General features: G+C 62.2%; 17 protein-coding genes. All 17 read left to right on the top strand.

Annotated features, from left to right (window positions below; genetic code table 11):
- Nucleotides 1-67: 67 nt before the first annotated feature.
- The 17 genes from Q0V31_RS08790 to urtD all read left to right on the top strand — a co-directional run bounded on the left by Q0V31_RS08790 (nucleotide 68) and on the right by urtD (nucleotide 22385).
- On the top strand, nucleotides 68-2032 hold the full coding sequence (locus tag Q0V31_RS08790; RefSeq protein WP_298186967.1) for a methyl-accepting chemotaxis protein: 1965 nt from the start codon (nucleotides 68-70) through the stop codon (nucleotides 2030-2032).
- A 117-nt stretch (nucleotides 2033-2149) separates the two neighbouring features.
- Nucleotides 2150-3919 (top strand): protein-disulfide reductase DsbD, encoded by a 1770-nt coding sequence (locus Q0V31_RS08785; protein ID WP_298186966.1) that lies wholly within the window; start codon nucleotides 2150-2152, stop codon nucleotides 3917-3919.
- A gap of 120 nt (nucleotides 3920-4039) precedes the next feature.
- Nucleotides 4040-4489 (top strand): type II 3-dehydroquinate dehydratase, encoded by a 450-nt coding sequence (gene aroQ, locus Q0V31_RS08780; protein ID WP_090240152.1) that lies wholly within the window; start codon nucleotides 4040-4042, stop codon nucleotides 4487-4489.
- A gap of 22 nt (nucleotides 4490-4511) precedes the next feature.
- A complete protein-coding gene (accB, locus tag Q0V31_RS08775) occupies nucleotides 4512-4976 on the top strand; it encodes an acetyl-CoA carboxylase biotin carboxyl carrier protein (protein WP_298186961.1) in 465 nt (154 codons plus the stop codon).
- A gap of 17 nt (nucleotides 4977-4993) precedes the next feature.
- Nucleotides 4994-6343: an acetyl-CoA carboxylase biotin carboxylase subunit gene (gene accC / locus Q0V31_RS08770; protein WP_298186959.1), complete on the top strand. Its 1350-nt coding sequence runs from the start codon at nucleotides 4994-4996 to the stop codon at nucleotides 6341-6343.
- 211 nt (nucleotides 6344-6554) lie between these two features.
- On the top strand, nucleotides 6555-7433 hold the full coding sequence (gene prmA, locus Q0V31_RS08765) for a 50S ribosomal protein L11 methyltransferase (RefSeq protein ID WP_298186957.1): 879 nt from the start codon (nucleotides 6555-6557) through the stop codon (nucleotides 7431-7433).
- Between the two features lie 90 nt (nucleotides 7434-7523).
- On the top strand, nucleotides 7524-8816 hold the full coding sequence (locus tag Q0V31_RS08760; RefSeq protein WP_298186954.1) for a DUF3426 domain-containing protein: 1293 nt from the start codon (nucleotides 7524-7526) through the stop codon (nucleotides 8814-8816).
- Nucleotides 8817-8995: 179 nt separating this feature from the next.
- Nucleotides 8996-9994 carry a tRNA dihydrouridine synthase DusB gene (gene dusB / locus Q0V31_RS08755; RefSeq protein ID WP_298186951.1) on the top strand — a complete coding sequence of 333 codons (999 nt, stop codon included), beginning with the start codon at nucleotides 8996-8998 and terminating at the stop codon, nucleotides 9992-9994.
- Nucleotides 9991-10311 (top strand): DNA-binding transcriptional regulator Fis, encoded by a 321-nt coding sequence (gene fis, locus Q0V31_RS08750; RefSeq protein WP_298186949.1) that lies wholly within the window; start codon nucleotides 9991-9993, stop codon nucleotides 10309-10311. Before dusB ends, fis begins: the two co-directional genes overlap by 4 nt.
- 74 nt (nucleotides 10312-10385) lie before the next feature.
- Nucleotides 10386-11990, top strand: coding sequence for a bifunctional phosphoribosylaminoimidazolecarboxamide formyltransferase/IMP cyclohydrolase (gene purH / locus Q0V31_RS08745; protein ID WP_298186946.1), 1605 nt, complete (start codon nucleotides 10386-10388; stop codon nucleotides 11988-11990).
- A 249-nt stretch (nucleotides 11991-12239) separates the two neighbouring features.
- Complete coding sequence (gene purD / locus Q0V31_RS08740) at nucleotides 12240-13529, top strand: phosphoribosylamine--glycine ligase (RefSeq protein WP_298186943.1); 1290 nt, start codon at nucleotides 12240-12242, stop codon at nucleotides 13527-13529.
- 149 nt (nucleotides 13530-13678) lie between these two features.
- Nucleotides 13679-16411: a hybrid sensor histidine kinase/response regulator gene (locus tag Q0V31_RS08735; RefSeq protein WP_298190988.1), complete on the top strand. Its 2733-nt coding sequence runs from the start codon at nucleotides 13679-13681 to the stop codon at nucleotides 16409-16411.
- Between the two features lie 75 nt (nucleotides 16412-16486).
- Nucleotides 16487-17083, top strand: coding sequence for a MarC family protein (locus tag Q0V31_RS08730; RefSeq protein WP_298186940.1), 597 nt, complete (start codon nucleotides 16487-16489; stop codon nucleotides 17081-17083).
- 381 nt (nucleotides 17084-17464) lie between these two features.
- A complete protein-coding gene (gene urtA / locus Q0V31_RS08725; protein WP_298186938.1) occupies nucleotides 17465-18730 on the top strand; it encodes an urea ABC transporter substrate-binding protein in 1266 nt (421 codons plus the stop codon).
- Between the two features lie 141 nt (nucleotides 18731-18871).
- Entirely contained in the window at nucleotides 18872-20443 is a 1572-nt protein-coding gene (urtB, locus tag Q0V31_RS08720) for an urea ABC transporter permease subunit UrtB (RefSeq protein ID WP_298186935.1), read from the top strand.
- Entirely contained in the window at nucleotides 20443-21534 is a 1092-nt protein-coding gene (urtC, locus tag Q0V31_RS08715) for an urea ABC transporter permease subunit UrtC (protein ID WP_298186933.1), read from the top strand. Before urtB ends, urtC begins: the two co-directional genes overlap by 1 nt.
- Nucleotides 21534-22385, top strand: a complete 852-nt coding sequence (urtD, locus tag Q0V31_RS08710) for an urea ABC transporter ATP-binding protein UrtD (protein ID WP_298186931.1) — start codon at nucleotides 21534-21536, stop codon at nucleotides 22383-22385. Before urtC ends, urtD begins: the two co-directional genes overlap by 1 nt.
- Nucleotides 22386-22435 lie beyond the last annotated feature (50 nt).

Genomic DNA, 22435 nt, shown 5'->3' with positions numbered 1-22435 from the left:
CTGAGGCTTAGCAGCCGCCCTGACGCATGCGTCGGCGGCCGAAACCGTTCGCTATCGGTCGAGCCTTATGCGCCTTAGATCCCTCACCAACCTCAACACCCTGCTGCTGGTTACCGTCTGCGTGGCGCTGGCGGCCACGCTTTGGTGGTCGCAGCGTGCCCTGGAGCGTCCTTATTTGCTGATGGCGCGCTACCTGAGCCTGGCGCAGCAATTCCAGGGCGAGACCGCGCAAAACATCAATACCTACCTGAAAAGTGGCGATGCTCTGCGCCACCGCGCAGCTCTGCAGGCGCTGGAGAGCCTCGAACAGGCGACGACCGAGCTACCGCCTCAACTGGCAGCCAACCTGCGCACCAGCCTCGGCGAACTCAAGGCATTCAGTGCCAACCAGCTGCTGGCCGCCGGCAAGCTTTCCGCCGACCCGCAAGGCCTATTGCTGCAGGCCGAGCGGGAAATCGACGCCGCCCTTGAGCAACTGGCGCAATACGCCGACAGCAGCGAAGCCAGTGCCGCTGCCCCTTATCGCCGCCCGCTGTTCAGTGCTGCCCGCCACCTCACGCGCTTGGCCCATGCCCGCGACAGACTGGTGCGCAGCGGCCGCAGCGAACTGGTCAGCGAGGTAGAGCGTGAGCTGGCGGCCCTGGACGAACACGCCCAAGCGCTCAACGCCTTGCCGCTGCTCGGCGTAGCCGAGACCCGTCAGTCGTCCAATCTCTCGTTTGCCGACATGCTGGGGCTAGACGCCAACAGCGAAAGCAGCCAAGCCGAAGACCATGGCATCGCTCTCAAGCGTGACCTGGCCAGCCTACTCAAGCGCTACCCTGGCGAACTGCAGCGCACCCGCAGCCTGATCGAGCAGCGCGCGGCACTGGCCAGCAGCACCCGCGTACAAGTCGAGCAAGTGCAGCAGGCACTCGCCGCGCTGGAACCGCGGGTGCGCGCCGAACACGGGCGCATCCAAGGCGAAGTGCAGCTGATCCTCGGCCTGATGATTGGCCTGATTCTGTTGATTGCGCTGATCATCGACACCCTGCAGCGGCGCCTCACCCGCGTACTCACACACCTGGCCCCGGCCCTATCGACCTGGGCCCAGGGCGACTTTGCCGCAGACATTCAGCTGGGCTCACGCACCCAGGAATTACGCGACATCGAAGAATCGCTGAATCGCCTGCGCGCCTATCTGGTTGATCTGGTCGGCACCATTCGCCAGCACGCCGAACAGGTGGTCGGCTCCAGCCGCACCCTGGCCGACCTCAGCGGCGGCTTGCATGGCGGCGCCGAACGCCAAGCCGGCGATACCGCGCAGATTCGCGACGCACTGGGCGAGTTACAGACGACCATTCAGCAAGTGGCCGGCGACGCCAGCCAGGCCGCGGAGGCCAGTCGCGACGCCAACCGCGCCCTCGAACAGGGTCAGCAGGTGATCGGCCACAGCCTTACCGGCCTGCATGCGCTGGTCGATCAAGTCCAGGGCAACGCCCAGGCCATCGAACGCCTGGCCGAAGAAACAGCGACCATCGGCAATGTCCTGACGGTGATTCGCGGGATTGCCGAGCAGACCAATCTGCTCGCGCTGAATGCCGCCATCGAGGCGGCGCGCGCCGGGGAGTTGGGCCGTGGCTTTGCCGTGGTGGCCGATGAGGTGCGCTCGCTATCGCAACGCACCAGCGGCGCGACGGCTGAGATTCAGGAGCTGATCGGCCGCTTGCAACAGGCCGCCCGGCAATCGGTACAGGCCATGCGCAGCCAGGTCGAGCATGCAGAAACCACCGCCAGCCAAGCCGCCGCCGCCGATGGCGCGCTGGATGAAATTGTCGCGGCGATCCGCACCATCTCCAGCATGGCCGAGCGCATCGCCGACGCCACCGCACAACAAAGCGGCGCGGTCAGCGACATTCGCGGGCACAGCGAGCGCATCCACACGCTGGGCGGCGACAACCTGCAACGTATTGGCCAGGGCCGCCAGCAAGGTGAGCAACTGTTGCAACTCGGCGGCCAGCTGCACACCGCCGTGCAGGCATTCCGGGTCTAAACGCGGCAATCTGTCGCGCACCATTTAGTGCGCAGACAAGACCGCTTACAGGCTGGAGCATGCACGGAGTCTTGCGCCTCCGTTATGATGCGACGACTCCCGTATCACGAGCCTGCCATGCACCGTTTCCTCAGCTTGCTTCTGCTTCTGGTCGTACTGCCCGCCAGCGCTGGCCTGTTCGACAAGCCACCCGCCCCTGCGCAGCTGGGCACAGCGCTGAACAACAGCGCTGAGTTTTTGCCGGTACGCGAGGCCTTCAAGCTGAGCCTGCTCAGCAGCTCCAGCGAGTCGGTCAAACTGCGCTTTGTCGCTGCCGAGGGTTACTACCTCTATAAGCATCGCTTCAGCTTCAGCAGTACGCCGACTGATGTCCAGCTAGGCCAGGCGATTCTGCCGGCCGGCCAGGCCAAGCACGATGAGTACTTCGGCGATGTGGAGGTGTACTACGAGGTGCTGGATGTCGAGGTGCCGGTCAACAACCCGGACAACCGAGCATTCAACCTCAGCGTCGACTACCAGGGCTGCGCCGATAAAGGCCTGTGTTACCCGCCAGAAACCGAGGTGCTGAAAATTGGCGACGGCGCAGCGTCCAGCAGTGCCAGCGCAGCAGATGCCGCGACACCCTGGAGCTGGACTGATCTGGCGCTGTTTTTCCTCGGTGGCCTGGCCCTGACCTTCACCCCCTGCGTACTGCCGATGCTGCCGATTCTCACTGGCGTGGTGCTGCGCGGCCAACCTGGCGGCCTGCGCAGCCTGGTGCTGGCGCTGGCCTATGTGCTGCCGATGGCACTGAGCTTTGCCATCCTCGGTGCGCTGATGGGCCTGTTTGGCGCCGAACTTAATTTACAAGCGCGCCTGCAATCGCCCTGGGTACTGGTGCCCTTTGCAATTTTCTTCGCCCTGTTCGGCGCAGCCAGCCTGGGCTTCCTCGAACTGCGCTTGCCAGCGGCTATCGATGGCCCGCTGCAGCGCCTGAGCCAGCGCCTGCACGGCGGTACGGTATTCAGCGCTGCCGCGCTTGGCGTGCTCTCCAGCGTACTGGTTTCACCCTGCGTTTCCGCACCACTGGCCGGCGCGCTGCTGTACATCAGCGCCAGTGGCGACGCCCTCGGCGGCGGCCTCAAGCTGCTGGCTCTGGGCCTGGGTATGGGCGCACCGCTGGTGTTGTTCGCGGTCGGCGGCGGCGCATTACTGCCGAAATCCGGAACCTGGATGATTACGGTGCGCAACCTGTTCGGCGCCTTGCTGATGGCTGTGGCCATCTGGCTGCTCGAGCGCGTCGTACCCGGCCCGGTCAGCCTGGCGCTGTGGGGGCTGCTGGCGGCCGGAGTAGCACTCTGGCTTGGCGTGCTGGAACTCACCCCGAAAACCCATCACCAAAAATTCGCGCAATTACTCGGCCTGCCGCTACTGGTCTATGCCCTGGTGGCTTGGGTCGGTGCGCTGCAGGGCCAGGATGACCCATTGCGCCCACTCGGGCGCACGCTCAGCAGCGCCGAGGCCACACAGGTGCAAGCCGGCCAATGGCAGACGGTCACCACCCCTGCCGAGCTGGATGCGGCCTTGCTCACGGCGCAACGCAACGGCCAGCCACTGCTGCTCGATTGGTACGCCGACTGGTGCATCAGCTGCAAAGTGATCGAACGCGAAGTGCTCGCGGCACCCGAAGTTGGCCGCCAGCTGGGCGACTATAAACTGCTGCGCTTCGACATCACCGACAGCAATCCCGCGCAACGCGCCCTACTCGACCGCTACCAGCTGTTTGGCCCGCCGGCCATTCTGCTGTTCGACGCTCAAGGTGACGAATGGCGTGATTTGCGTGTCGTAGGTGAGGTGGATGCGGCGACCTTCGCCGCTCGCCTGACAACTGCACGCGAACGATTTTAGCCTCGCCAGTCACATACTTGTCGCATCATGCGGTCATCGTGTCGACTATTGCTGAGAACTGGACAGATTTTTGCTATCGCTGCATAGTCCTGCGCAGTAGCAAAACAAGGAAGCACCGCCATGGCGACCCTACTGGTATTGCACGGCCCCAACCTCAACCTGCTCGGCACCCGCGAGCCGGGAGTCTACGGCGCCGTCACCCTGGAGCAGATCAACCTCGATCTGGAGCGCCGCGCCCGCGAGGCCGGCCATCATCTGCTGTACCTGCAGAGCAATGCCGAATACGAACTGATTGAGCGCATTCACGCCGCACAGGGTGAAGGGGTCGACTTTATTCTGATCAACCCTGCCGCTTTTACTCACACCAGCGTCGCATTACGTGACGCATTGCTGGCGGTGAGCATCCCATTCATCGAAGTGCACTTGTCCAACGTGCACAAACGCGAAGCTTTCCGCCATCACTCCTATTTTTCAGATGTTGCGGTAGGAGTGATCTGCGGCCTTGGCGCCAGCGGTTATCGACTGGCCCTGGAGGCCGCACTCGAACAACTTGAACTTAAGCGCCCCTGACCTCACTGGGAGTTGAACCACTATGGATATTCGTAAAGTCAAAAAACTGATCGAGCTGCTGGAAGAGTCCGGCATCGACGAGCTGGAGATTCGCGAAGGCGAAGAGTCCGTGCGCATCAGCCGCCACAGCAAGCAGCCGGCCTTTATGCAACAGCCGATGTACGCCCCAGCGCCTGCCGCCGCACCAGCCGCACCTGCGGCTGCGCCCGTCGCCGCCGCCGAAGCCGCCGCCCCAGCTGCAGCCAAACTGAACGGCACCGTGGTGCGCTCGCCAATGGTCGGCACTTTCTACCGCGCCTCAGGGCCAACCTCGGCCAACTTCGTCGAAGTCGGCGCGAGCGTGAAGAAAGGCGACATCCTCTGCATCGTCGAAGCGATGAAGATGATGAACCACATCGAGGCTGAAACCAGCGGCGTGATCGAATCCATCCTGGGCGAAAACGGCCAGCCGGTGGAATACGATCAACCCCTGTTCACTATCGTTTGAACCGCGGAGAGCCAGCGATGTTGGAAAAAGTTCTGATCGCCAACCGCGGCGAGATCGCCTTGCGCGTCTTGCGCGCCTGTAAAGAGCTGGGTATCAAGACCGTCGCGGTGCATTCCACCGCCGACCGTGAATTGATGCACCTGGGCCTGGCCGACGAGTCGGTATGCATCGGGCCGGCCTCTGGCGCGCTGTCTTACCTGCAGATCCCGGCGATTATCGCCGCCGCCGAAGTGACTGGCGCGACTGCCATCCACCCCGGCTACGGCTTCCTCGCGGAAAACGCCGATTTCGCCGAACAGGTGGAAAACTCCGGTTTCGCCTTTGTCGGCCCGACAGCCGAGACCATCCGCCTGATGGGCGACAAGGTTTCTGCCAAAGACGCCATGAAGCGCGCCGGCGTACCGGTGGTACCCGGCTCCGACGGCCCGCTGCCGGAAGACGAGGAAACTGCTCTGCAGATTGCTCGCGAAGTCGGCTACCCAGTGATCATCAAGGCCGCTGGTGGCGGCGGTGGTCGCGGTATGCGCGTGGTCTACAAGGAAGAAGACCTGATCAAATCGGCCAAGCTGACCCGCAGCGAAGCCGGCTCGGTATTCGGCAACCCAATGGTCTATCTGGAGAAGTTCCTCGGCAATCCGCGTCACGTGGAAGTCCAGGTGCTGTCCGACGGCCAGGGCAACGCCATCCACCTCGGTGACCGCGACTGCTCGCTGCAGCGCCGCCACCAGAAGGTCTTGGAAGAAGCGCCGGCACCGGGCATTGATGAAAAAGCCCGCACCGAAGTACTGCAACGCTGTGTCGATGCCTGCATCGAGATCGGCTATCGCGGCGCTGGCACCTTCGAGTTCCTCTACGAAGATGGTCGTTTCTACTTTATCGAGATGAACACCCGCGTGCAGGTGGAGCATCCGGTATCGGAGATGGTCACCGGCATCGACATCGTCAAGGAGATGCTCAGCATCGCCGCTGGCAACAAGCTGTCGTTCAAGCAGAGTGATGTAGTGATTCGCGGCCACTCGCTGGAGTGCCGGATCAACGCCGAAGACCCGGACAACTTCATGCCCTGCCCCGGTAAGGTCAAGCACTTCCATGCCCCTGGCGGCAATGGCGTGCGGGTGGATTCACACCTGTACAGTGGCTACACCGTACCGCCGCACTACGACTCACTGATCGGCAAGGTCATCACCTACGGTGCGACCCGCGACGAAGCCATGGCGCGCATGCGCAATGCACTGGATGAGATCGTGGTAGACGGGATCAAGACCAATGTTCCGCTGCACCGCATGCTGGTCCGCGACAAAGGCTTCTGCGAAGGCGGGATAAATATCCACTACCTAGAGAAAAAACTGGGTATGGATAAGCACTAGGCTTCGGCGTAGCGCACAGACAAGGGCTGCCATTAGGCGGCCCTTGTCGTTTCCGCCAACCCCGCGGTGGCAAACCGCAAAGCGTTTGCCACCGCCGCACGCCGCTAGATGTAGCAAGCGACATCCACCCCACACTGGCAGCACGCAGCCCCGTTCAAGTAAGCTGCGCGCCTATTTGCACCATCACGCCATACTGCTTACGAGGTTTCCCATGCCCTGGTTACAAGTCCGTCTCGCCATCACCCCGGAGCAAGCGGAAACCTACGAAGACGCACTGCTGGAAGTGGGCGCCGTATCGGTGACCTTTATGGACGCCGAAGACCAGCCGATTTTCGAGCCGGACCTGGGCACTACGCCGCTGTGGTCGCACACCCACCTGCTCGCCCTGTTCGAAGCCGATACCGACGCCAACGCGGTATTCGCTCATTTACAGTTGCTGACCGGCACCGACCTGCCGGAGCACCACGCCGAAGTGATTGCCGATCAAGACTGGGAGCGCAGCTGGATGGACGGCTTCGAGCCGATGCGCTTCGGCCAGCGCCTGTGGATCGTGCCGAGCTGGCACGCCGCACCGGAGCCAGATGCGGTCAACCTGCTGCTCGACCCGGGCCTGGCTTTCGGCACCGGCACCCACCCGACCACCGCGTTATGCCTGGAATGGCTGGACGGCCAAAACCTGCAAGACTGCAGCGTGATCGACTTTGGTTGCGGCTCGGGCATTCTGGCCATTGCCGCCCTGCTGCTCGGCGCGCCGCAGGCAGTGGGCACCGATATCGACATTCAGGCCATCGAAGCCTCTCGCGACAATGCCGGCCGCAACGGCATCGAGCCCGCGCGCTTCCCGCTCTACCTGCCCGAGAACATGCCACAAGAGCCTGCCGACGTGGTGCTTGCCAATATCCTCGCCGGACCTCTGGTAGCCTTGGCTCCGCAGATCACCCGCCTGGTCAAAGCAGGCGGCCGCCTGGCATTGTCAGGCATCCTCGCCGAACAAGCCGAAGAGGTGCGCGCCGCTTATGCCGAGGCCTTTATCCTCGACCCGACGGCCGACAAAGACGGCTGGGTGCGCATCAGCGGCGTACGCCGCTAACCGCTCGAGTGTGCACAGCTGCTGCATTGCTAAGCACTTGCGTTAGACTAACCGCCTTGTTTCGCCTGAGCGCAGGCCGCCGGATCCCGCATGACCCAGAGCTTCGTCACCCAGTGCCCCCATTGCCGCACCAGCTTTCGCGTGAACCTCACGCAGCTGGGTGCTGCCCATGGAGCCGTGCGCTGCGGAGCCTGCCTGCAGGTGTTCAATGCCGCGCAGCAGCTGCGTGAACAGGGCCAGCAGCTGCCCGCCAACCCAGCACCAGCCACACCTGCGCCAGCACCCGTGCCGCAGCCCAGCACAACGCCAGCACCACCCGCCGCACACCAGGCGGTGCCGAGCGACACAGCGCCGACCAGCCAGAAAGCCAGCGACAACCTGTGGATCCATGACGACCTGGATCTCGACAACCTCGACCTGGATGAAGAGCTGGCCAAGCTTGAGGCCCAGGAACAACAGCTGTCCAAGCAGTTTCTGGCAATCGATGACGCGCCGAAATACGCCGAAAGCTTCCTCACCCCACAAGCCGCAGAGCACGACCCGCACGACGAGCGCTGGGCCGAAGCCCTGCTGCACGATGAGCTGAACACACCCACTGCCAGCCTGACCGTCAAACCGCAAACAGTGACGCCGCCAGCCGCCGCCAGCCGCGCAACCGATGACGAGTCGCCAGCCAAGTTTGAGGTCAGCGATGACCACAATCCGGCACTCGACGCTGAGCAGGTTGAGCTGCAGGCCGAGCGCGAGCCGTTTAGCGAGCCCGCAGACAGCCCACTGGATGAACAACCGCGCCCCACCGCGACAAAAAAGCCCGAGCGTAACGAGCCGGAATTGCGCGACGAGCACCTGTTCGAACTGGATGACGAACCCTTAGAACTGGACTGGCAGCCACCGAAGAAACCCTGGGGCCGCTGGCTCGGCTGGGGCCTGCTGAACCTGCTCGGCGCGAGCGCCCTGGCCGGCCAATACGTGATTTATCACTTCGACGAGCTGGCGCGTCAGGACCAGTACCGCCCCTGGTTTGAACAACTGTGCCCGGCCATCGGCTGCCAGCTGCCGTCCAAGGTTGATATCAACCAAGTCAAGAGCAGCAACCTGGTGGTGCGCAGCCATCCTGAGTTCAGCGGCGCGCTGGTAGTCGACGCCATCCTTTACAACCGCGCCGCGTTCTCGCAGCCCTTCCCGCTGCTGGAAATACGCTTTGCCGACATCAACGGCCAGCTACTCGCCAGCCGTCGCTTCAAACCCAGCGAATACCTGGCCGGCGAACTGGCCGGTAACGCGGAAATGCCGCCGCAAACGCCAATCCACATTTCCCTGGACATCCTCGACCCAGGCACCCAGGCGGTGAACTACAGCCTGAGCTTCCACTCGCCGGAATAGCCCGCACAAAGCGGATTGCTTGGGAATCCGGCGCAACCAAACCCTTCGCGATAAGCCGACAGCTGTTCATAATTTGTTCAAAACAGCCTTTCTCCGGTCATCCAGAGCGGGTATCATGCCCACCCTTTTTCGCACTCTCCTATTTGTTCAGCAGCTGGTCTCTTGAGCAGGGAAGCCCTATGTCGGCGCTATGCATCGGCCCATACACATTGCCAAACTCGCTGATCCTCGCCCCCATGGCGGGCGTCACAGACCAGCCGTTTCGTCAGCTGTGCAAGCGCATGGGCGCCGGCCTGGTGGTCTCGGAAATGGTCACTAGCGACATGCGCCTGTGGCATACCCGCAAGTCGAGCCTGCGCATGATTCACGACGGTGATCCCGAGCCGCGCTCGGTACAGATCGCCGGCGGTGATCCGCAGATGCTTGCCGATGCGGCACGCAAGAACGTTGAGCTGGGCGCGCAGATTATCGACATCAACATGGGCTGCCCGGCCAAGAAGGTGTGTAACAAGGCCGCGGGTTCGGCATTGTTGCGAGATGAAGGATTGGTTCGCGAGATTGTTCAGGCCGTGGTCGCCGCTGTGGATGTACCGGTGACCCTGAAGATCCGCACCGGCTGGGACCGCGAGAACAAGAACGGCGTCACGGTGGCGAAGATCGCCGAAGACGCCGGGATTGTTGCGCTGGCCGTGCACGGCCGTACGCGTGCCGACCTGTACATGGGCGACGCCGAGTACGACACCATTGCCGCGATCAAGCAGGCGGTGTCCATTCCGGTACTGGCCAATGGCGACATTGACTCGCCACAGAAGGCCAAAGCTGTACTGGCCGCCACGGGCGCCGACGGCCTGTTGATTGGCCGCGCGGCGCAGGGGCGGCCGTGGATATTCCGTGAGATCGAGCACTACCTGCGTACCGGTGAACAGCTCCCGGCGCCCAGCTTGTGCGAGGTGGAACGCATTCTGCTTGAACACCTGGCTGCACTGCACGTCTTCTACGGCGATGTAATGGGCGTGCGTATCGCCCGCAAGCATGTCAGCTGGTATCTCGCAACCTTGCCGGGCGCCAAGGAGTTTCGCGCCCAATTCAATCGTCTGGACAGTACGGACGCGCAGTGCGCCAACGTTCGCGAGTTCTTCAGCGAACGACATAACAATGGAGAAGGGGTGGCCGCATGACGATGTTGACCGAGACTTTAGGAAGTGACATGGCTCCTGCGAGTGAAACCAGTAGTTTAAAGCAACACCTCAATACGCCGAGTGAAGAGGGGCAAACCCTGCGCGGCAGTGTTGAGAAGGCGTTGCATAACTACTTCGCCCACCTTGAGGGCGCTGACGTCTGTGACGTCTACAATCTGGTGCTGACCGAAGTGGAAGCACCGCTGCTGGAAACCGTGATGAACTACGTTAAGGGCAACCAGACCAAGGCCTCCGAGCTGCTCGGCCTGAATCGCGGCACCCTGCGTAAAAAGCTCAAGCAATACGACCTGCTGTAACCCCTAACTCCCGAAAAGGGCGGCCCACATGAGCCGCCCTTTTTGCTAATACTTCCGCCCTGATGGACTCTGAAATGACCGACCAGACCACCCGCCTCCCCGTTCGCCGTGCCTTGATCAGCGTTTCCGACAAGACCGGCATCCTTGAGTTTGCCCGTGAGCTCGTCGCCCTCAACGTGGAAATCCTCTCCACCGGTGGCACCTACAAGCTGCTTAAGGACAACGGCGTCCCAGCCGTGGAAGTGGCCGACTACACCGGCTTCCCGGAAATGATGGACGGTCGCGTCAAGACCCTGCACCCGAAAATCCATGGTGGCATCCTCGGTCGCCGCGCCCTCGACGGCGCCGTGATGGACGAGCATGGCATCAAGCCGATCGACCTGGTGGCGGTCAACCTCTACCCGTTCGCCGCCACCGTAGCCAAGCCTGGCTGTGACCTGGCCGACGCCATCGAAAACATCGACATCGGCGGCCCGACCATGGTCCGCTCCGCGGCGAAGAACCATAAAGACGTGGCCATCGTGGTCAACGCTGGCGACTACGCCGGCATCGTCGAAAACCTCAAAGCCGGCGGCCTGAGCTACGCCCAGCGCTTCGACCTGGCGCTAAAAGCCTTTGAGCACACCGCCGCCTATGACGGCATGATCGCCAACTACCTGGGCACCATCGAGCAGAGCCGCGAGACGCTGTCGACCGCCGAGCGCAACCTGTTCCCGCGCACCTTCAACACCCAGTTCATCAAGGCGCAAGACATGCGCTACGGTGAGAACCCGCACCAGCAAGCCGCGTTCTACGTTGAGCATGCCGACGAAGCTTGCGTGGCGACCGCCGTGCAGCTACAGGGCAAAGAGCTGTCGTTCAACAACGTGGCCGACACCGATGCCGCGCTGGAGTGCGTGAAGAGCTTTGTTAAGCCCGCCTGCGTCATCGTCAAGCACGCCAACCCGTGCGGCGTGGCCGTGGCCCTGGACAGCGAAGGCGGCATCCGCCAGGCCTACGAACTGGCCTACGCCACCGACACCGAGTCGGCCTTCGGCGGCATCATCGCCTTCAACCGCGAACTGGACGGCGCCACCGCCCAGGCCATCGTCGAGCGGCAGTTTGTTGAAGTCATCATCGCACCGAAAATCAGTGCCGAAGCCCGCGCAGTGGTGGCTGCCAAAGCCAACGTGCGCCTTCTCGAGTGCGGCGAATGGCCGGCCGAGCGCAGCCCTGGCTGGGACTTCAAGCGGGTTAACGGCGGTTTGCTGGTACAGAGCCGCGACATCGGCATGATCAAGGCAGAAGACCTGAAGATCGTCACCCAGCGCGCGCCGAGCGAGCAGGAAGTGCACGACCTGATCTTCGCCTGGAAAGTGGCCAAGTTTGTTAAATCCAACGCCATCGTCTACGCCAAGAACCGCCAGACCGTCGGTGTCGGCGCCGGCCAGATGAGCCGCGTCAACTCCGCACGGATTGCCGCAATCAAGGCTGAGCATGCCGGCCTGCAAGTCGCCGGTTCGGTGATGGCGTCCGACGCCTTCTTCCCGTTCCGCGACGGTTTGGATAACGCCGCAGCCAATGGCGTTACTGCGGTGATTCAGCCAGGTGGTTCGATGCGCGATGCAGAAGTCATCGCTGCAGCAGACGAAGCAGGCATCGCCATGGTGTTTACCGGCATGCGCCATTTCAGGCACTAAAACGGTCGCGCTCAAACAGGCGCCTGCTGTGTTGCGGCTGGCTTCGATAATGCTCATTGCCAATCGGCAACTGCGCTTATCGAAGCCAACCGCGCCTTGCATCCACCCGTTTGATCGCAACCTCGATAGTCGTCACAGTTTTTGTAGGTTGGGTTGAGCACAGCGATACCCAACACCGTTTAGTAGGATGGATAACGTTTTGTTTATCCACCAAACGGGCACAAGGCCCGCCTCCACAAGGAGACAGACATGAACGTATTGATCATCGGCAGTGGCGGTCGTGAACACGCCCTGGCCTGGAAAGTGGCGCAAGATAAGCGCGTCGCGAAAATCTTCGTCGCCCCCGGCAACGCCGGCACCGCCACTGAAGCCAAGTGCGAAAACGTCGCCATCGACGTGCTGGACATCCAGGCCCTGGCCGACTTCGCCGAGAAGAACGTGCAGCTGACTATCGTTGGCCCGGAAGCACCGCTGGTCGCCGGCGTGGTTGACCTGTTCCGCACGCGCCAGCTGGATATCTTCGGCCCCACCGCCGCCGCCGCGCAGCTGGAGGGCTCCAAAGCCTTCACCAAAGACTTCCTCGCCCGTCACGCAATTCCGACTGCTGACTATCAGAACTTCACCGAAGTCGAGCCGGCTCTGGCGTACCTGCAAAAGGTCGGCGCGCCCATCGTAATCAAGGCTGACGGCCTGGCGGCGGGTAAAGGTGTGATCGTCGCCATGACCCTGCAGGAAGCTGAAGACGCCGTGCGCGACATGCTCGCTGGCAATGCCTTTGGCGAAGCCGGTTCACGCGTGGTCATCGAAGAGTTTCTCGACGGCGAAGAAGCCAGCTTTATCGTCATGGTCGACGGCGCCAACGTGCTGCCGATGGCCACCAGCCAGGACCACAAGCGCGTCGGCGACGGCGACAGCGGCCCGAACACCGGCGGCATGGGTGCCTACTCACCGGCACCGGTGGTGACTGCCGAGATTCACCAGCGGGTGATGGACGAAGTCATCTACCCAACCGTGCGCGGCATGGCCAGCGAAGGCAACGTCTACACCGGCTTCCTCTACGCCGGGCTGATGATCGACAAAGCCGGCCAACCGAAGGTGATTGAATTCAATTGCCGTTTCGGCGATCCGGAAACCCAGCCAATCATGGTGCGCCTGGAGTCGTCCCTGGTGTTGCTGGTCGAGGCTGCACTGGCCAAGGCGCTGGATAAAGTCGAAGCCACCTGGGATCCGCGCCCGACGGTTGGCGTGGTCATCGCCGCCGGTGGTTACCCCGCCGATTACGCCAAAGGCGATGTGATCGAAGGGCTGGATGACGCCGCGCAACTGGACGGTAAAGTCTTCCACGCCGGCACCGCGCTCAAGGACGGTCAGATCGTCACCGCCGGCGGCCGTGTGCTTTGCGCCACTGCCATCGGCCGCACCGTTGAGGAAGCTCAGCAGCAGGCCTACCGCCTGGCCGAGAAGATTCGCTGGAACGGCAGCTTCTACCGCACCGATATCGGCTACCGCGCGATTGCCCGCGAACACGAAGAAAAGTGAAGAAAAAAATGACCATGGTGGCTAAATGGCCACCATAGTCATATTACCCGGACGAACAGCTTGGCTATAATCCGAGCACTTATTCTTGAAGGGAATTCATTGTGCGCCGGCTGAGGATTGCCACCTACCTGCTACTCAGCACCCTGCTAATGGCGCTCACTGCAGCGTCAGCGCAAGCAGGCACACAGGGCTCTTGGTCAAGCCTTAGTGACCCCAGCGCCGAGTTGCAACTCAACGACGTGCGCAGCCCCGAGCGCCAAGCGCAGTTTCGCCCTACCGATCTAACCCAGCTCTACACCCCTGGCGGCAACAGCGCGCTGTGGCTGCATTACCGTCTGCCGGCCAGTAGCGATGCACAGATGCTGCGTTTATTCGCTCCGTACCTGTCCTATCTCGATCTCTACGTGCTGCAAAACGATCAGCTGATCGCGCAGGAACATACCGGCAACAATCTACCGTTCGCCAGCCGACCACTGGCCAGCCGCGACTTTATCCTGCCGCTGCCAATAGCCAAGCAACCGCTGGATGTGTATCTGCGCCTGGCCTCGGAGCATGCATTACGCCCCAGCATCACCCTGCAAAGCGCCCAAGCCATGGCAGTCGACGATAGTCGCCCGCTGCTCTTCGGCCTGCTGCTCGGCGGCCTGGCTATGCTGGTGGCTTATAACCTCGTACGCTATGCCTATATGCGCGCCGCCAGCAGCCTCTGGTTGGCCGCTACGCAAACCTGCCAAGTGGTCGCGGTGGTCAGCCTGCTGGGTATCAGCACGCCGTGGCTGAATGAGTGGCAAAGCTTGCAACCGCAGATCGCCAACCTGTCGATGCTGCTGGCTGCGCTCTGCGCGCTGTGTTTTACCGCCAGTTTCTTCCATAAGGTCTGCCCCAATACCCCACTGAATTATCTGCTCAGCGGCGAGGTGGGGCTGATCGGTATGGTCTGCGTGGTGCTGCTGGTAGCCACCAACCTGCAGTTCAACCAAATGGTATACCTGCTCAACGCGGTTGCGGGCTTGAGCATCCTACTGGTCTCGCTCACCCACTGGCGGCATGGCTACCAACCGGCGCGCCTGTTTAGCCTGGCGGCACTGCTGTTCTGCGTGGCCTTCATCTGCGCCCTACCAATTTTCTTCGGTTATTGGGCGGTGCAGAGCGAATTGATTGCCTACGGCCTGCTGACCGCAACCGTCATCAGCGGTTTTATGCTCAGTCTGGCCGCCAGCGAACGGCAGCGGCGCATCCTGCAGGAGCAGTTCAACACCAGCAACGCCCTCGCCGCCAGCACCGCTGAACTGAAAGCCAAGGCGGAGTTTCTCGCCAAAATCAGCCACGAAATTCGCACCCCAATGAATGGCGTGCTGGGCATGACTGAGCTGTTGCTCGGGACGCCGCTGTCTGCCAAGCAGCGCGACTATGTACAAACCATCCACAGCTCGGGCAATGAGCTGCTAACCCTGATTAACGAGATCCTCGACATTTCCAAGCTGGAGTCCGGACAAATTGAGCTGGATGACGTGCAGTTCGACCTCAACGCACTGATTGAGGATTGCCTCGACATCTTCCGCGCCAAGGCCGAGCAGCAGAAGGTTGAGCTGATCAGCTTTATGCAGCCGCAAGTGCCGCGCGTGATCAGCGGCGACCCTACGCGCCTGCGCCAGGCCCTGCTGAGCTTGCTGGACAACGCCTTCAAGCAGACCGATGAAGGCGAAATCCTGCTGGTGGTGGCCCTCGACAACAATGCCGACACTCCGCGCCTACGGATTGCCGTGCAGGACAGCGGCAAGCCGCTGGACGCCAGCGAACGTGATGCCCTGCTGACTGCCGAGCTGCACAGCAAGGACTTCCTCGCGGCGACTAAGCTGGGCGGCCGCCTCGGCCTGATCATCGCACGCCAGCTGGTGCGCCTGATGGACGGCGAGTTTGGTATCCAAGGCGGCAACAGCCGAGGTTCAACGCTGTGGCTGACCCTGCCGCTGGATGCGGCGCGCCTGGAGCTGCCCACCGCCGACCTCGACGCCTCACTACAGGGCGCGCGCCTGCTGGTGGTGGATGACAACGACACCTGCCGCAAGGTCCTGGTGCAGCAATGCAGCGCCTGGGGCATGCAGGTCAGCGCCGTCCCTTCGGGCAAGGAAGCGCTGGCCTTGCTGCGCACCAAGGCGAACCTGCGCGAGTACTTCGATGCCGTGCTGCTGGATCACGACATGCCCGGCATGACCGGCATGCAACTGGCCGCACGGATCAAGGAAGACGCCAATATCAACCACGATATTCTGCTGATCATGCTCACGGGCATCAGCCATGCACCGAGCAAGATCATCGCGCGCAATGCCGGGATCAAACGCATCCTGGCCAAACCCGTGGCGGGCTATACCCTGAAAACCACCCTGGCCGATGAGCTGGCCCAGCGCGGCAAGAGCGACTCACCTATGTTCAACCCGGCCCCGGCGAGCACGCCGCTGAATCCGCCGAGTGATTTCCGCATTCTGGTGGCCGAAGACAACACCATCTCCACCAAGGTGATTCGCGGCATGCTCGGCAAGCTCAACCTGCAGCCCGATACCGCGAGCAACGGCGAAGAAGCCCTCAGTGCCATGAAAGCCCAGCACTATGACCTGGTGCTGATGGATTGCGAAATGCCGGTACTCGATGGCTTCTCCGCCACCGAGCAGCTGCGCCAGTGGGAAGCCGCCGAGCAGCGCTCGCGCACCCCGGTGGTGGCGCTCACCGCGCACATTCTGGTTGAGCACAAGGAGCGCGCGCGCCAAGCCGGCATGGATGGGCACATGTCCAAACCGGTGGAAATGTCGCAGTTGCGTGAACTGATTGAACACTGGGTGGCCGAGCGGGAAATCCGTCGCCAGCGCGACTCCCTGCCATCCTAATAGAGCGGCCGGGATTGCCCGGCGGCCTCTACACTCGTACCCTGCCTCCCTTATTTACTGAGACGAGTCCTCTCCATGGCGGCCGCGCTGTTCAGCTTGTATTTGAAACTGTTGGTGCTCTACAGCCCATTTTTTGTGCTGTCGTGCTTTATTGGTTTGAGCCGTGGCTACACGGTCAAGGAGCGCAAGCGCCTGGCCTGGAAAGTCGCGCTCGGGGTCTTGATCTCCAGTGTGCTGCTGTACCTGTTCGGCAAACACATCTTCACCCTGTTCGGCATCACCATTGATGCCTTCCGCATCGGTGCCGGCAGCGTGCTGTTTATCTCGGCGCTGGGCATGGCCCAGGGCAAGTCGGCGGTGCAGAGCGACAACGTGCAGCAAGACGTCACCATCGTGCCGCTAACCATCCCGCTGACCGTCGGCCCCGGCACCATCGGTGCGTTGCTGCTGATGGGCGCCAGCCAACCGGACTGGGGCGATAAAGCCGTGGCCGTGCTAGGTATCGCCCTGGCCAGCCTGACCGTCGGCATCGTGCTGTACCTGTCCAACCAGTTCGAGCGCCTGCTCGGCGACCAGGGCCTGCAAATCGTCAGCCGCCTGATGGGCCTGTTCGTTTGCGCCCTGGCCGCGCAAATCATCTTTACCGGGGTCAAAAACTACTTGATGGGTTGAGCCTAAGCGCAGCTAACGCCTTGCCCCATCACAGTACACCCCCCGCACCACACGCCCCTCCCCGCACCTGCATGGTGCAACCCTCAACACCGAAGCCAACCGCGCCGGCGATTTACGCCGCTGGCGCGGCTGGCTGTTGGCGTCTCTTCTGCCCCGCCATTTCAGGCTAGCACGCGCTCTTGCAGCGCGCGGGCGAGCGTTTTGGCCGGTCCCGATTGGCGAGTTTGAGCAAACAGGCACAGCAATTGCTCTAGCCCTACCGAGGGCAGCACTGCGCTGTCGCCGACTGCGGGTGCAAGCCATGACCCGTTGCGTCACGGCCAAGACCCATAAGCCCGAACCAGCCGTTAACACAGCACATTCGTGAATGGAGATCGCACCATGCAACGTCGTAATCTGCTCAAGGCCTTCACCCTGTCCGCCTCCATCGCCGCCATGGGCATGACCTGGACCGTGCAAGCCGCCGAGACCATCAAGGTCGGTATCCTGCACTCGCTGTCCGGCACCATGGCCATCTCGGAAACCTCGCTGAAAGACATGGCGCTGATGACCATCGATGAAATCAACGCCAAGGGCGGCGTTAACGGCAAGCAACTGGAAGCCGTGGTGGTCGACCCTGCCTCCAACTGGCCGCTGTTCGCCGAGAAAGGCCGCCAGCTGCTGACCCAGGACAAGGTCGATGTAGTGTTTGGCTGCTGGACCAGCGTGTCGCGCAAATCGGTATTGCCGGTATTCGAAGAACTCAACGGCCTGCTGTTCTACCCGGTGCAGTACGAAGGCGAAGAGATGTCGCCTAACGTTTTCTACACCGGGGCTGCGCCAAACCAGCAAGCCATCCCGGCGGTTGAATACCTGATGAGCGAAGACGGCGGCGCCGCCAAGCGCTACTTCCTGCTCGGCACCGACTACGTGTACCCGCGCACCACCAACAAAATCCTGCGCAGCTTCTTGATGGCCAAAGGCGTCGCCGAGAAAGACATCGAAGAGGTCTACACCCCGTTCGGCCACAGCGATTACCAAACCATCGTCGCCAACATCAAGAAGTTCTCCGCCGGCGGTAAAACCGCGGTGATCTCCACGGTAAACGGTGACTCCAACGTGCCGTTCTACAAGGAGCTGGCCAACCAGGGCATCGACGCCACCGACATCCCAGTGGTGGCTTTCTCGGTCGGTGAGGAAGAACTGCGCGGTATCGACACCAAGCCACTGGTCGGTCAACTGGCGGCGTGGAACTACTTCCAGTCCGTGGAGAACCCGGTCAACACCGAGTTCGTTAACAAGTGGAAGGCCTACGCCAAGGCCAAGAACCTGCCGGGCGCGGACAAGGCCGTGACCAACGACCCGATGGAAGCCACCTACGTCGGCATCAACATGTGGGCGCAAGCGGTCGAGAAAGCCGGCACCACGGACGTCGACAAGGTACGTGACGCACTCGCCGGTCAGACCTTCGCCGCGCCCAGTGGCTACACCCTGACCATGGACAAGACCAACCACCACCTGCACAAGCCAGTGATGATCGGCGAAGTACAGGAAGACGGGCAGTTCTCGGTGGTGTGGCAGACCGAAGGCCCGCTGCGCGCGCAGCCGTGGAGCCCGTACATCGAAGGCAACGACAAGAAGCCGGATTACGCGGTTAAGTCGAACTGATCCGACGGGCCTCGCCCGCTTCAATCCTGTAGGAACCTGCTTGCTGACGATCAGCAGTACTCGGTGCGTTATCGAGTCCGATTGCCAGCAAGCTCGCTCCCACAGTGTCCCGCCTTTAACGGGATACCCAAGGACTGCCCTATGCCCACTGCCTTTAGCCGAATTCTATTCAGCCTGCTGCTGATGCTGCCTCTGGCCGCCCAAGCAGGTGACGCCAATGATTTTGCCGCCGCCAACCCCGCCAAGCAGGCCAGCCTGCTGCAACAATGGTCGGCCAACCCTGACGGCGACCGCTTGCCGTTGCTCGAAGCCCTGCAACAAGGTCGTGTGGTGGCCGACAGCAGCAAACAGGCCTTTATTGAACACGACGGTGCCTACCAAGCCGTCGAAGGTGATGCCGCCCCCACTGGTGCCACCCGTAAACTGCGCCTGAATAACCGCCTGCGCGGCTTGATCAGCACCGCCATGGCCAGCCACCAGTTACTAGCCGACGACCCGGCGCTGCGCCTGGCCGCCGCCCAGCAATTACAGAAAAGCGCCAAGCCGGCGCAGCTGCCGTTGCTGGAGGCCAGCGTTGCGCGCGAGACCGATGAAGCGGTGCGTGACGCGCTGACCCTGGCGCTGGCCAACCTGCAATTGGTCGACAGTGATGCCAATGTGCGTTTGGCCGCCGTGCGCCTGCTCGGTGAAACCGGCGACCCGCTGGCGCTCACTCGCCTGGAAGCCCTGCTTGATCCCGACGTCGAGAGCGACCCCAGCGTGCGCACCGCCGCCGAGACCAGCCTGGCGCAAGTTAAACGCAAACTGCTGGTCGGCGAGCTGCTCGGCCAAGCCTTTAGCGGCCTCAGCCTCGGCAGTATTTTGCTGCTGGCGGCGCTGGGCCTGGCCATCACCTTCGGTTTGCTCGGGGTGATCAACATGGCCCACGGCGAGATGCTGATGCTCGGTGCCTACTCCACGTACATGGTGCAGGTGCTGTTCCAGCGCTTCGCCCCGGAGGCCCTGGCCCTGTACCCGCTGGTGGCGCTGCCGGTGGCGTTCTTCGTCACCGCGGCCATCGGCATGGCGCTGGAGCGCACGGTGATCCGCCACCTCTACGGTCGCCCGCTGGAAACCCTGCTGGCCACCTGGGGCATCAGCCTGATTCTGATCCAGCTGGTGCGGGTGCTGTTCGGCGCGCAGAACGTCGAAGTAGCCAACCCCTACTGGCTGTCCGGTGGCATTCAGGTATTGCCCAACCTGGTGCTGCCGTATAACCGCATCGTGATCATCGGCTTCGCGCTGTTTGTGGTGGTGCTCACCTGGCTGCTGCTGAACAAGACCCGCCTCGGCCTCAACGTGCGCGCCGTGACGCAGAACCGCAACATGGCCGCCTGCTGCGGCGTGCCCACCGGCCAGGTGGATATGCTCGCCTTCGGCCTCGGCTCTGGCATCGCCGGGCTTGGCGGCGTGGCCCTGAGCCAGATCGGCAACGTCGGCCCGGACCTCGGCCAGAGCTACATCATCGACTCCTTCCTGGTGGTGGTACTCGGCGGCGTTGGCCAACTCGCCGGTAGCGTCATGGCCGCCTTTGGCCTAGGCATTGCCAACAAGATTCTCGAACCGCAGATTGGCGCCGTACTCGGCAAGATCCTCATCCTCGCGCTGATCATTCTGTTTATCCAGAAACGCCCGCAAGGTCTGTTTGCGTTGAAAGGACGGGTGATCGACTAATGACTATGCCACTCAATCAAACCCTGCTGGCCCGTGCCAGCGCCAAGCTCGGCCCGCAAGCCTCGATGGCCATCGGTGCACTGGTGCTGGCGGTACTGCTGGCCATGCCGTTGCTGCACCTGCTGCCGGCAGACAACGCCCTGCATATCTCGGCCTATAGCCTGACCCTGGTCGGCAAAATTCTCTGCTACTGCATCGTCGCCCTGGCGCTCGATCTGGTCTGGGGGTACGCCGGCCTGCTCTCGCTCGGTCACGGCCTGTTCTTCGCCCTCGGCGGCTATGCCATGGGCATGTACCTGATGCGCGAAGCCGCCGGCGATGGCTTGCCAGCCTTTATGAGCTTCCTCGCCTGGACCGAGCTGCCCTGGTATTGGTACGGCACCGACAACTTTCTCTGGGCACTGTGCTTGGTGGTTTTGGCGCCCGGGTTGCTGGCACTGGTGTTCGGCTACTTCGCCTTCAACTCACGGATCAAGGGCGTGTATTTTTCGATCATGACCCAGGCCCTGACCTTCGCCGGCATGCTGCTGTTCTTTCGCAACGAAACCGGCTTTGGTGGCAACAACGGTTTTACCAACTTCAGCACCATCCTCGGCTTCGACATCACCGCGACCCATACCCGCGCGGTGCTGTTTTTCGCCACCGTGCTGCTGCTGGTCGCCAGCCTGTATTTGGGCTGGACGCTGGCACGTAGCAAGTTTGGCCGGGTGCTGACTGCACTACGCGATGCGGAAAACCGCCTGATGTTCTGCGGCTACGACCCGCGCGGTTACAAGCTGTTTATCTGGGTACTCAGCGCGGTGCTCTGTGGCCTGGCCGGGGCGTTGTATGTACCGCAGGTGGGCATCATCAACCCCAGCGAAATGTCACCGACCAACTCCATCGAAGCCGCCGTGTGGGTCGCTCTCGGCGGGCGTGGCACGTTGATCGGCCCACTGCTTGGCGCGGGGCTGGTCAATGGCATGAAGAGCTGGTTCACCGTGGCCTTCCCCGAGTACTGGCTGTTCGCCCTGGGTTTCCTGTTTATCGTCGTGACCCTCTTTCTCCCCAAAGGCGTGATTGGCCTTCTGCGTAAAAAAGGAGAGCAATGATGCGCGCCACTCCGACACCCGAACTGATGCTCGAACCAGCCTTCGACCCCGCCGGCAGCAGCCGTGATGCGCTTGGTGCCAGCAGCCTGGCCAACAAGGGCTTGAACACCCGCCACGGCACCATACTGACCCTGGAAGACATCAACGTCAGCTTCGATGGTTTCAAGGCGCTGACCAACCTGACCCTGTACATCGGCGTCGGTGAGCTGCGCTGCATCATCGGCCCCAACGGTGCCGGCAAGACCACCATGATGGACGTGATCACCGGTAAAACCCGCCCGGATAACGGCGTGGCGTATTTTGGTGAAACCCTCGACCTGACGCAGATGAGCGAAGTGGCAATCGCCCAGTCCGGCATCGGCCGCAAGTTCCAAAAGCCCACGGTGTTCGAGGCGCTTAGCGTATTTGAAAACCTCGAACTGGCGCAGAAAACCAACAAATCGGTGTGGGCCAGCCTGCGCGCCAAACTAACAGGCGAGCAGCAAGACCGCATCGATGAAGTGCTGCAGACAATCAAGCTCGACAGCGCACGCCAGCGCCCGGCCGGGTTGTTGTCCCACGGGCAAAAGCAGTTCCTCGAGATCGGCATGCTGCTGGTGCAAGACCCACAACTGTTGCTGCTGGACGAGCCGGTGGCCGGCATGACCGACGCCGAAACTGAGTTCACCGCCGAGCTGTTCAAGTCGCTGGCGCGCAAACATTCGCTGATGGTGGTCGAGCACGACATGGGCTTCGTCGGCTCAATCGCCGACCACGTCACCGTGCTGCACCAAGGCAGCGTGCTGGCCGAAGGCTCGCTGGAGCAGGTGCAGGCCGATGAGCGGGTAATTGAGGTGTATCTCGGCCGTTGATCAGGCGAGCGGGCGGGTAATTCACCCAGGCGGGAAGGGCTTTAACCGCG

This window comes from uncultured Pseudomonas sp., assembly GCF_943846705.1.
Taxonomy (GTDB): domain Bacteria; phylum Pseudomonadota; class Gammaproteobacteria; order Pseudomonadales; family Pseudomonadaceae; genus Aquipseudomonas.
Note: the sequence above shows the minus strand (reverse complement) of the source record. Positions and strands in the feature narration are given on the sequence as shown.

What these genes read in the sequence shown, in the direction of transcription:
- Q0V31_RS08760 (WP_298186954.1), top strand. Translation starts at nt 7,524, where the DNA reads ATGACCCAGAGCTTCGTCACCCAGTGCCCCCATTGCCGCACCAGCTTT.
- Q0V31_RS08735 (WP_298190988.1), top strand. Translation starts at nt 13,679, where the DNA reads ATGGCGCTCACTGCAGCGTCAGCGCAAGCAGGCACACAGGGCTCTTGG.
- Q0V31_RS08790 (WP_298186967.1), top strand. Translation starts at nt 68, where the DNA reads ATGCGCCTTAGATCCCTCACCAACCTCAACACCCTGCTGCTGGTTACC.
- accB (WP_298186961.1), top strand. Translation starts at nt 4,512, where the DNA reads ATGGATATTCGTAAAGTCAAAAAACTGATCGAGCTGCTGGAAGAGTCC.
- urtB (WP_298186935.1), top strand. Translation starts at nt 18,872, where the DNA reads ATGCCCACTGCCTTTAGCCGAATTCTATTCAGCCTGCTGCTGATGCTG.
- urtD (WP_298186931.1), top strand. Translation starts at nt 21,534, where the DNA reads ATGCGCGCCACTCCGACACCCGAACTGATGCTCGAACCAGCCTTCGAC.
- fis (WP_298186949.1), top strand. Translation starts at nt 9,991, where the DNA reads ATGACGATGTTGACCGAGACTTTAGGAAGTGACATGGCTCCTGCGAGT.
- purH (WP_298186946.1), top strand. Translation starts at nt 10,386, where the DNA reads ATGACCGACCAGACCACCCGCCTCCCCGTTCGCCGTGCCTTGATCAGC.
- aroQ (WP_090240152.1), top strand. Translation starts at nt 4,040, where the DNA reads ATGGCGACCCTACTGGTATTGCACGGCCCCAACCTCAACCTGCTCGGC.
- prmA (WP_298186957.1), top strand. Translation starts at nt 6,555, where the DNA reads ATGCCCTGGTTACAAGTCCGTCTCGCCATCACCCCGGAGCAAGCGGAA.
- purD (WP_298186943.1), top strand. Translation starts at nt 12,240, where the DNA reads ATGAACGTATTGATCATCGGCAGTGGCGGTCGTGAACACGCCCTGGCC.
- dusB (WP_298186951.1), top strand. Translation starts at nt 8,996, where the DNA reads ATGTCGGCGCTATGCATCGGCCCATACACATTGCCAAACTCGCTGATC.
- accC (WP_298186959.1), top strand. Translation starts at nt 4,994, where the DNA reads ATGTTGGAAAAAGTTCTGATCGCCAACCGCGGCGAGATCGCCTTGCGC.
- urtC (WP_298186933.1), top strand. Translation starts at nt 20,443, where the DNA reads ATGACTATGCCACTCAATCAAACCCTGCTGGCCCGTGCCAGCGCCAAG.
- urtA (WP_298186938.1), top strand. Translation starts at nt 17,465, where the DNA reads ATGCAACGTCGTAATCTGCTCAAGGCCTTCACCCTGTCCGCCTCCATC.
- Q0V31_RS08730 (WP_298186940.1), top strand. Translation starts at nt 16,487, where the DNA reads ATGGCGGCCGCGCTGTTCAGCTTGTATTTGAAACTGTTGGTGCTCTAC.
- Q0V31_RS08785 (WP_298186966.1), top strand. Translation starts at nt 2,150, where the DNA reads ATGCACCGTTTCCTCAGCTTGCTTCTGCTTCTGGTCGTACTGCCCGCC.